This is a genomic window from Anaerotruncus sp. DFI.9.16 (assembly GCF_024461615.1).
GTDB lineage: Bacteria > Bacillota > Clostridia > Oscillospirales > Ruminococcaceae > Anaerotruncus > Anaerotruncus massiliensis.
The window spans coordinates 1-9,718 of the sequence record NZ_JANFZX010000077.1; the positions used below are offsets into that span (position 1 = coordinate 1).

Below are 9,718 nucleotides of genomic sequence, written 5' to 3' on the forward strand. Positions count from 1 at the left end.
CGCCCCCCCCCCGGGCGCCGCCCCGGGGGACGGCGCCGGAGAGCCCGATTTTATAAATGATTGTGAGGGCGGGATCAGATTGGCTGAATATATCTTATCGGCACAGGACATCAAAAAATCCTTTGGAGGCATCTATGCCCTCGACGGCGTCGAGCTGAACATCAAGTGCGGCGAAACCCACTGCCTCGCGGGTGAGAACGGCTGCGGCAAGTCCACCCTGATCAAAATCATCTCCGGCGTCTACCAGGCGGATTCCGGGTCCTTTACCATCGACGGAAAACGCTTTGCGCACATCACCCCCGCCCAGGCCATCGATGCCGGGGTGCAGGTGATCTACCAGGACTTCTCCCTCTTCCCCAATCTCACGGTGATGGAGAACCTCGCCTTCAACCGCGAGATCGCCAACCGCCGCTCCCTGCTGAGCTACCGTCGCATGAAGCAAACCGCGCTGGAGGCGTTGGGGAAAATCGGCCTCTCGCTGGACCTGAAAGCGCGCGTGGCCGACCTTCCCATCGCGGACCGCCAGCTGATTGCGATCGCGCGGGCGCTTCTGAGCGACGCAAAATTGATTATTATGGATGAACCCACCTCCGCCCTTACCAAGAAGGAGGTGGCGAATCTTTTCCGGATCATCGCGGAGCTGAAGGAGCAGGGCGTCTCGATCCTGTTCGTCTCCCACAAGCTCGACGAGGTGTTCCAGATATCCGACAGCATCACCATCTTCCGCAGCGGGCGCCATGTGGTCACCTGCCCCGCCGCCGAAATGGACCGGCGGAAGTTCTCCTATTATATGACCGGCCGGGAATTCTCCGAGGAGACCGAACGGCCGTCGGGAGACGAGAGCGACGTCGTCCTGGAGACGCGGGGGCTCGGCCTCCGCGGAGCCTTTGAGGATGTGAACCTCTCCCTCCGCCGCGGCGAAATCCTCGGCATCACCGGACAGCTCGGCTCCGGGCGCACCGAGCTCGCACTCTCCCTTTTCGGTCTGGAACGCCCGGACGGGGGCGCCGTCCTCGTGGAGGGAAAGCCCGTGCGCATCCGCCGGGTCGCCGACGCCGAGGCGCTCGGGATCGCCTATGTGCCCGAGGACCGCCTGACGGAGGGGCTCTTCCTGCCCCGTTCCATCACGATCAACAGCGCCGTGACCCGGCTGGACGCGTTGAGCGGGCCGGCGGGCACGCTGCGCAGGGCGGAGATGGAGCGGGAGACGGCCGACTGGATCAGCCGGCTGTCGATCGCGGCCTCCGACCAGCGCAGCGCGGTCGGAACCCTGTCGGGCGGCAACCAGCAGAAGGTGGTGCTCTCCAAGTGGCTTTCCCGCAAGCCGAAAATCCTGATCCTGAACGGCCCCACCTTCGGCGTGGACATCGGCGCAAAATACGATATCTACCACCTCCTGCGCACCTATGCGCGGGCCGGGATGTCGATCATCGTCGCATCGGACGACCTGGCGGAGGTGGCGGGCCTCTGCAGCCGGGTGCTCGTCATGAAGGACGGGCGCATCTGCGGCGTCTTTGAGGGCGAACAGGTGACGGAAAGCAACCTGGCCCTCGCCACAGCTTAACTGATAGAAATCGAGGTGTTCTGAAGATGTCGCAGCTCAAGACCAGGCTTTTTAAGCCGGAATACAGCATCCTGCTCATCATCCTGGCGTTCGGGTGCGTCGTCCAGGCCGTGTCCGGCCAGTTCTTCACCATGAATACGCTGGTGAGCCTCTGCCGCTCCATGATGCTGCCGCTGATTTTCGCGGTGGGCGAAATGCTCGCGCTGATCTGCGTCGGCCCGGACGTGTCCTTTCCCGCAGTCGCCTGCCTGAGCGCGTACGTGACCGCCAGCTACTTCAAAAGCATCCACTATGAGGGGCCCATCGTCCTCGTCCTTCTGGCGGGCGCGGCGATCGGCCTTGCCGCGGGCGCCGTCAACGGCCTGATTCTGGCGAAATACCAGTTTCCCAGCCTGATCGTGACGCTGGGCATGTCCACCTTCCTGGTGGGCTTCCTCAACGGTCCCCTGCGGGCGAGCAACGTGATGAACATCGCGCCCGCGATGGAGAATTTCGGGCGCTCCTCCCTGTTCACCGTCACGAACGCGAAGACGGGGCTCCAGGCGAATTTCCCCACGGCCTTCCTGCTGGTGATCGTGCTCTACCTCGCCGCCTACCTCGTGCTGCGCTACACAATGGCGGGCCGCGGCGTCTACGCCATCGGCGGAAACGTCGCCTCCGCGCGCAGCGCGGGGTTCCCGGTCAGGGCCATCATCTTCGGGCTCTTCTGCTTCATCGGCCTGATGGCGGGTATCGGAGGGGTCGTCTGCACCTGCATGAACTACACCTACAACATGCCGGACCTGATCGGCTCTGAGATGGATATCATCGCGGCCGTGATCCTCGGCGGCGTGCGTCCCGGCAAGGGCGTCGGCAGCCTGCGCAACGCCGTGCTGGGCGTGATGCTGCTCACCATGGTCAACAACAACCTCCTGCTGCTGGGCATCCCGCTGTACTGGCAGAAGGCGTTCACCGGGGCCATCATCCTGTTGGGCATGATCGCGTCCGTCCGCGCGGGCTCGAAAAAACGCGCTGTCCGCGTTTCCGCTTAACGCGGCCCTCCACATTTTTCAGGAAAGGATGGTTCAAGCCATGACCGGCCATGCCGAATACAGAAACCCTCCCCTGTGGCGGCGCATCGATTCCAGCATTACGAGGATGCTCGCCGTGCTCCTTGTCGTGGTGGCCGCCGGATGCATCCTCCAGCCCACGGTATTCCCCACCTTCAGTACGTTGAGGTCGGTCTGCAAGCAGCTCGTGGAATACGGCCTGCTCGCGCTCGGCGTCGCGGTCTGCATGATGTCCGGCGGCATCGACCTCAGCGTGGTCTATCTGGCCAACCTCGTGGCCATCGTCATCGGCCAGTACCTCAAGGCGACGGTCGGCGCGGGCGTGTCCGCGCCCCTCCCGCTGGTGATGCTGGGCGCGGTTTTCATCGCCCTCGCGGTCGGGCTGCTGGGCGGCCTCTTCAACGGCCTGCTCGTCGGCAGGCTGAAGCTGCCCGCCATGCTGGCGACGCTGGGTACCGGGCAGCTTTTCATGGGCTGCAGCCTGGTGATCACCAGGGGCACCACCGTCAACGGCGTGCCCGCCGTCTTCAACCAGTTCGCGGCCGCGGAGCTGTTCGGCCTTCCCCTCACCTTTTTCCTCTTCGTCCTCATCGTCGCCCTCCTCTGGTTTTTTATGGGCAAGACGAGGTACGGCACCTGGATCTACCTGATCGGCACCAATACCAGGGCGGCCGCCTTCTCCGGCATCAGCGAGGTGAAAACGCTGCTTATCGTCTACGGGAACGCGGGCCTTCTGGCCGCCGTATCCGGGCTGGTGAGCCTCTCCCGCATGAACTCCGCCAAAGCGGACTTCGGTTCGAGCTACATGCTCCTCACCATCCTGATTTCGGTGCTGGGCGGGACGAATCCGGACGGCGGAAAGGGCTCGATCATCAGCGTGGGGATCGCGGTGCTCCTGACGCAGGCGGTCTCCTCCCTCTTCAATATGTTCGGCGCGGTTATGAACTCCTTCTACCGCAATCTCGTCTGGGGCGCTCTGCTCATCATCACGCTGATCGTCAACCACTATCTTGAACAGCGCCGCTCCACGCGCAGAAAGGAGAAGGCCTCTTGAGCCAGCCGAACATCCTCATCGTTGGCAGCATCAACCTGGACACCGTCCTCTCGCAGCAGCAGAGCCCCGGGGTAAACGGCATCAGCGCCCTTTACGGGCGATGCGATTTCGCCAACGGAGGCAAGGGCACCAACCAGGCCTCCGCCGTGGCGAAGCTGGGCGGACGGGCCGCGCTTGTGGGCTGTGTGGGGGACGACGATGCCGGCGGAAGCCAGCTTGAAGCGCTCGAAGCGCTGGGGGTGGACACCACCTTCGTCCGGCGTCTGCCCGGCGTTCAGACCGGCCGCGCGTTCATGATGCTGCGCCCGGATAAGACCTATACCAGCGCGAATATCGTGGGGGCCAACGGTTTTTTGGTCCCGCAGTATGTGGAGGCCGCCCTCGACGCGCGGCGGTTCGATCTGGTGATCATGCAGCTGGAAATGCCGCTTGAAACCGTCTACCGCACCTACGAGCTTGCGCGGGACCGCGGCGTGCCCGTCATCTTCGACCCCGGCCCCGCCAGGAGCATTCCTCTCGAGCGCTTTGAAGGGATTTTCATCCTCACCCCAAACGAGGATGAAACCGAGGCGCTCACCGGCGTGCGCGTGCGGAACCGGGCGGGCGCCCTGCGGGCCTCCCGCCTGCTCTGGTGTGAGACCCACGCGCGTTACATCCTTTTGAAGCTCGGCGCGCGCGGCGCCTACCTGTTCGACGGCGGCAGGGGGGAATTTTTCCCCGCCTTCCCCATTGAGGCGGTGGACTCCACCGGCGCGGGGGATTCCTTCACCGCCGAACTCGGCCTGCGCCTCTGCCTCGGGGAGGATATCCGCGCGGCTGTCCGCGCGGCGAACGCGGCCGGCGCGATCTGCGCCTCACGCATGGGCGGCCAGCCTGCCGTCCCCACGCAGGAGGAGGTCCGCGCCTTCCTCGAGCGGTTCCGGGAGACGCCCGTGGAGGCGGCCCCGTGAGGCCGCTTTTGGCCCCCTCCCTGATGTGCGCCGACTGGCTGCACCTCCAGGACGAGATCGAACGGCTGGAACGGGCGGGAGCCGACCTCTTTCACTTCGACGTGATGGACACCACCTTTACCGGCTCCACCATGATGCCGCCCCTGCTCCTTCCGCTGATCCGCGGGGTTTCCGCCGTGCCCTTCGACGTGCACATCATGTCGCAGCCGCCCGGCGCCCTTCTGCGGCAGGTGCTCCCCCACTGCGCGGGCGGATACGTCACCGTCCACGCGGAGGCCACCAAGGAGCTCCAGGCGGTCATGAAGGAGATCCGGGACGCGGGCGGGAAAGCGGGCGTGGCCCTCAATCCCGGCACGCCCCTCTGCTTTTTGGAGGAAGTGGCCGACGTTGCCGACCTGGTGCTGCTGATGACCTGCAACGCCGGGCTGGGGCCGCGGCAGGAGCTGACCGGGCAGCTCCTGCGGAAAATCTCGCGGGCGCGCGCCCTGCTGGACGCGGCCGGCCGGGGCGATGTCCGCATCGAGGTGGACGGCAACATCACCCCGGAAAACGCCCGCCGCACAAGGCAGGCCGGGGCGGATACCTTCGTACTCGGCACCCGCGGCGTCTTCCGCCCGGGAATGACCATCGAAGAAAGCTGCGCCGACATCCGCCGGGCGCTTGCCGCGGCCGGCTCGCCATAATCAAAAAGGAGGATTTCCATGAGCCTGAAACAAAGCCAAATCGCACTGTCCAACTACCCCTACTTCCGCTATTCCCTGCGCTACACGCTGGATTCCCTCCAGAGGCTGGGCGCCAACGCCATTGAGCTATACGCCTGCGACCCGCATTTCCACATCGACGACTGCGGCCTTCCGCAGGTCATCGCCATGAAAAAAATGCTCCGCGACCGGGGGCTCCGCCCCATCTGCCTGACCCCGGAGCAGGTCAAATACCCCGTCAACATCGCGTCCACAAATCCCGTGGCCCGCAAACGCAGCATGGAGACCTACACGAAGGTCATCCAGTACGCGAACGAGCTGGAATGCCCCACCGTACAGTTCTTCGCGGGCTGGGGCCCGCTGGACGAGCCGTATGAAAAGGCGTGGCCCCGTTCGGTGGAGGCGCTCTCCTGCCTCGCCAATCTGGCGGAGGGCTACGGCGTCACCATCACCATCGAGGCGGCCGACCGCGCGCTGACCGTCCTGACCGGCACCGACCGGATCGCCCGGATGCTCCGCGACGTGGGCTCCCCCAACCTGCATGGAATGATCGATACCGTCTGCCTCAAGGCCTGTCACGAAACCATCGAGGACGCCATCCGGAACATCACGCCCGAACGCCTGCGCCACTTCCATTTCAGCGACGTCAACATGGAGGGCGACGGCGTGGACCACATCATCCCGGGCGAGGGGACGATGGACCTCGACCATGTGCTCGACCAGCTGGACCGGGCGGGATACCGGGGCTACCTCTCCCTCGAGCTCATGAGTCCCTACGAGTATGCGGCGGAGGACGCGATGCGCAAGGGCGCCGAATGGATGCGCGCCCGCATGGAATAGGCGCGGCCCGGCAGGGCATATGACAAAAGAGGCCCCGGACAATGTCCGGGGCCTCTTTACCGTTACCGGTAGGACTCCTCCAAAATTTTCAGCGCGTCCGCGTCGGAGAGGGGCGCGGGGTCGACCTCGTAGAGGCCGCCCATCGTCTCCCGCGCGTTGCGGGCGTACTTTTCAAGCTCCTCCCGCTTCATGCCGTAGTCGCTCATCCTGATGTCGTCCACGCCGCAGGCGCGCATGAGCTCCTCGAGCGCGGCGACAAAGTCCATCGGCTCCTTCGCATCCTTCCTGCCGAGGGCCTTTGCCATATCGACCATCCGCTCGTCGCAGCAGCCCGCCTTCGCCCAGTGGGTATAGTAGGCGCGGCTCACCGAGATGAGCGCCGCGCCGTGCTCGAACTGCGGATGATAGGCGCTGATCGCGTGGGCGAGGCTGTGCTCGGAGGTGCAGCCGGAGGTCGATTCGACCATGCCAGCCAGCGTGTTGGCCAGCGCGACGTCGGCGCGCGCCTCGAGGTTGCCGCCGTCCGCGACCGCCGCCGCGAGGCTTTTACCGATCAGCTCGATCGCCTTGAGCGCGTAGAGGTCGCTGAGCACGTAGGCGGTGCAGTTGAGGTACCCCTCGGTGCTGTGGAAGAGGGCGTCGAAGCCCTGGTACGCGGTCAGCCGCTTCGGCACCGTCAGCATCAGCTCGGGGTCGACGACCGACAGCACCGGGAAGGTCTTGTCATAGCCGCCGCCGATCTTCTCGTTCGTTTCGGTCTTGGTGGTCACCGTCCAGGGGTCGGCCTCGGTGCCGGTGCCCGCCGTCGTCGTGATCGCGACGACGGGAAGCGGGTCGTTCGGAGGGGTGAGGCCCTTTCCGGTGCCGCCCGAGATATAATCCCAGTAGTCCCCCTCGTTGGCCGCCATGATCGCGATCGCCTTGGCGGAGTCAATCGCGCTGCCGCCGCCGAGCCCGACGACGAAGTCCACGCCGTTTGCCTTGGCGAGCGCCGCGCCCTCCATAACGTGGTCCTTGATCGGGTTGGGCAGGATCTTGTCGAAGAGCAGGTGCTCCGCGCCAGCCTTGTCAAGCTGCTCCTCCACCCGCGCAAGGTAGCCGTATTTTTTGACCGAGGTCCCGCCCGTCGTGACGATGAGCGCCTTTTTGCCGGGCAGCTCCTGCCGCGACAGCCGGTTCAGCATCCCCTTGCCGAAGAGGATGCGGGTGGGAATGTAGTAGTTAAATTTCATCTGATATCGCTCCTTTATCTCGTTTGGATCAGGGCAGGACGTTGCCCGCCGCCTGATAGATCGCGTACCACTCCTCACGGGAGAGGGTGACGTCCGCCGCGCGGCAGATATCCGCGAGCCGCCCGGGATTCATCGTGCCCGCGACCGGCTGCATATGGGCCGGATGGCGGAGGATCCACGCGATGGCGACCGTCGTATTGCTGACCCCATGCCGCTCCGCGATCTCGTCGATCACGCGGTTGAGCGCGGGGAATTTGTCGCTGCCGAGGAAGACTCCTTCGAAAAACCCGTACTGGAAGGGGGACCAGGGCTGGATCGTGATGTCGTGGAGCCGGCAGAAGTCAAGCACGCTTCCGTCGCGGCAGAGGGCGGAGTCGTTTTCCATGTTGACGTTGAAGCCGTTGGAGATCATGTTGCAGTTGGTGATGCTCAGCTGGAGCTGGTTGGCCACGATCGGGCGGGAACCCATCGCGCGCTGGAGCAGCTTCATCTGCCCGGGATTCTGGTTGGAGACGCCGAAGTGCCGTACCTTGCCCGCGGCGGCGAGCTCCTCGAACGCGCCGGCGACCTCGTCGGGCTCCATCAGCGCGTCGGGGCGGTGGAGCAGCAGCACGTCCAGGTATTCGGTCCCGAGCCTGCGCAGGCTGCCCTCGACCGACTCGATGATGTGCCGCCTGCTGAAATCGAACATGCGCGGGTTCTTGACGATGCCGCACTTGGACTGGAGGATCAGTTTTTCCCGCACCGACGGGCTCATGTGCACCGCCTTCGCGAAGATCTCCTCGCAGGCGCCGTCCCCGTAGATGTCCGCGTGGTCGAAAAAGTTCGCGCCCAAATCGAGCGCCGCCTGCACGAACCGTTCGGCGGCGGGGCCGTCGAGGTTGTTTATCCGCATACAGCCGACCGCGACGACCGGAACGGTCGGCCCGGCGGCGCCCAGCTTCATTGTTCTCATGATTTCACCGCATCCTTTCTTCGCTGATGTTATTCCGCCGCTTGCGCCGCGGCGGCGTTTCTGCTACAATACGATTATAGACCTTAGAGTATGCTCGAAGTCAATACCCCGAAAAAATATTCTTTCCCCGTGAAAGGAGGCGTCCCGGCGTGATCGGCCTTTACCTGAGCGGAACCGGCAACACCAGATACTGCGTCGAATACCTGCTGCGCCTGCTCGACGAAACGGCGGAGGCGGTGCCCATCGAGGAGGAAAACGCCGCCGAACGGGCCGCGGCGCATTCCTCGATCGTTTTGGCGTACCCCATCCAGTACTCCAACGCCCCGCTGATGGTGCGCGCGTTCATCCGGGAGCACGCGGAGCTCTGGCGGGGAAAGCAGGTCCTCTGCCTGGCGACCATGGGCGCGTTCAGCGGCGACGGCGCGGGCTGCGCCGCCAGAATCCTGAAGAGGTGCGGCGGCGCCGTCACCGGCGGCCTGCACCTGCGCATGCCCGACTCCGTCTGCGACAGCAGGCTTCTGAAAAAGCCGCTCGAGGAAAACCGGCGAATCGTCAAAGCGGCGGAAAAAAAGATGCGGGAGGCCGCCGCCCGCATCCTGGCCGGGGACTTCCCAAGGGACGGGCTGGGGCTCTCCTGCCGCATCGCGGGCCTGCTGGGGCAGCGCCTCTGGTTTTACGGCAAGACGGCGCGCTATTCCGACGGGCCCAAATTCAGCGGGGCGTGCGTCGGCTGCGGCCTCTGCGAAAAGGTCTGCCCCATGCGCAACCTTTCCATACAAAACGGAAGGCCCCTGCCGCGCGGCCGCTGCACCATGTGCTACCGCTGCATCAGCCTCTGCCCGCGGAAGGCCATCACCCTCCTCGGGAAGGAAGTCACAGAACAGTGCCGCATCGAAAGCTACCTGTCGAATGAAAAGGAGGACGCGGAATGAGCTACACCATCGCGCAGGCGGCGCGGCGCGCGGGGCTGACCGCGCACACGCTGCGCTATTACGACAAGGAGGGGCTGCTGCCCTTCGTGGACCGGTCCCCCTCGGGGTTCCGCGCCTTCAAGGAGAGCGACTTCGAGTGGCTGTCGGTCATCACCTGTCTCAAGAGCACGGGGATGCCCATCCGGGATATCCGGCAGTTCATCGACTGGTGCGTGCAGGGCGATTCCACGCTGGCCGACCGGCTGGCGATGTTCCGGCGGCAGAAGTCGATCGTCGAGCAGCAGATCTCCCAGCTTCAAAAGCACATGGAAAAGATCAACCACAAGATCCGCTATTACGAGATCGCCTGCGAGGCCGGCACCGAGGACGCGGTCCGCGGCATCCCCTGCGACGAACTGTGAGGAGAAAAGGGCCGGGGCCCCCCCGGGCGCCCCCGCGCGT

Annotated in this window: 10 protein-coding genes; 8 read left to right on the top strand and 2 right to left on the bottom strand. The window is 64.8% G+C overall.

From position 1 onward, the window contains the following. Positions 1-79 precede the first annotated feature (79 nt). Genes NE609_RS15880 through NE609_RS15905 form a run of 6 tightly spaced genes read left to right on the top strand, consistent with a single transcriptional unit; the run spans position 80 to position 6,158 of the window. Entirely contained in the window at positions 80-1,564 is a 1,485-nt protein-coding gene (locus NE609_RS15880; protein ID WP_256153084.1) for a sugar ABC transporter ATP-binding protein, read from the top strand. Between the two features lie 26 nt (positions 1,565-1,590). After that, positions 1,591-2,595 carry an ABC transporter permease gene (locus tag NE609_RS15885; protein WP_121586155.1) on the top strand — a complete coding sequence of 335 codons (1,005 nt, stop codon included), beginning with the start codon at positions 1,591-1,593 and terminating at the stop codon, positions 2,593-2,595. A gap of 40 nt (positions 2,596-2,635) precedes the next feature. After that, the gene (locus tag NE609_RS15890; protein WP_121586154.1) at positions 2,636-3,667 is read left to right on the top strand and encodes an ABC transporter permease; all 1,032 of its coding nucleotides are present in this window, start codon (positions 2,636-2,638) and stop codon (positions 3,665-3,667) included. Next, positions 3,664-4,617, top strand: coding sequence for a ribokinase (locus NE609_RS15895; protein ID WP_256153085.1), 954 nt, complete (start codon positions 3,664-3,666; stop codon positions 4,615-4,617). Before NE609_RS15890 ends, NE609_RS15895 begins: the two co-directional genes overlap by 4 nt. After that, positions 4,614-5,300, top strand: a complete 687-nt coding sequence (locus tag NE609_RS15900) for a ribulose-phosphate 3-epimerase (protein ID WP_147437511.1) — start codon at positions 4,614-4,616, stop codon at positions 5,298-5,300. Before NE609_RS15895 ends, NE609_RS15900 begins: the two co-directional genes overlap by 4 nt. An 18-nt stretch (positions 5,301-5,318) precedes the next feature. Beyond that, complete coding sequence (locus NE609_RS15905; RefSeq protein WP_256153086.1) at positions 5,319-6,158, top strand: sugar phosphate isomerase/epimerase; 840 nt, start codon at positions 5,319-5,321, stop codon at positions 6,156-6,158. A gap of 62 nt (positions 6,159-6,220) precedes the next feature. Here the strand turns inward: NE609_RS15905 and NE609_RS15910 are convergent, their stop codons facing one another. Together NE609_RS15910 and NE609_RS15915 are read right to left on the bottom strand one after the other, a co-directional pair. Further along, entirely contained in the window at positions 6,221-7,390 is a 1,170-nt protein-coding gene (locus NE609_RS15910) for an iron-containing alcohol dehydrogenase (RefSeq protein WP_121586150.1), read from the bottom strand. A 28-nt stretch (positions 7,391-7,418) separates the two neighbouring features. Further along, the gene (locus NE609_RS15915; RefSeq protein ID WP_256153087.1) at positions 7,419-8,345 is read right to left on the bottom strand and encodes an aldo/keto reductase family oxidoreductase; all 927 of its coding nucleotides are present in this window, start codon (positions 8,343-8,345) and stop codon (positions 7,419-7,421) included. Positions 8,346-8,494: 149 nt separating this feature from the next. Between NE609_RS15915 and NE609_RS15920 the strand changes: the two genes are divergently transcribed. Then, the gene (locus NE609_RS15920; RefSeq protein ID WP_256153088.1) at positions 8,495-9,277 is read left to right on the top strand and encodes an EFR1 family ferrodoxin; all 783 of its coding nucleotides are present in this window, start codon (positions 8,495-8,497) and stop codon (positions 9,275-9,277) included. Beyond that, a complete protein-coding gene (locus NE609_RS15925; RefSeq protein ID WP_101550199.1) occupies positions 9,274-9,678 on the top strand; it encodes a MerR family transcriptional regulator in 405 nt (134 codons plus the stop codon). The genes NE609_RS15920 and NE609_RS15925 overlap by 4 nt, the downstream gene beginning before the upstream one ends. Positions 9,679-9,718 lie beyond the last annotated feature (40 nt).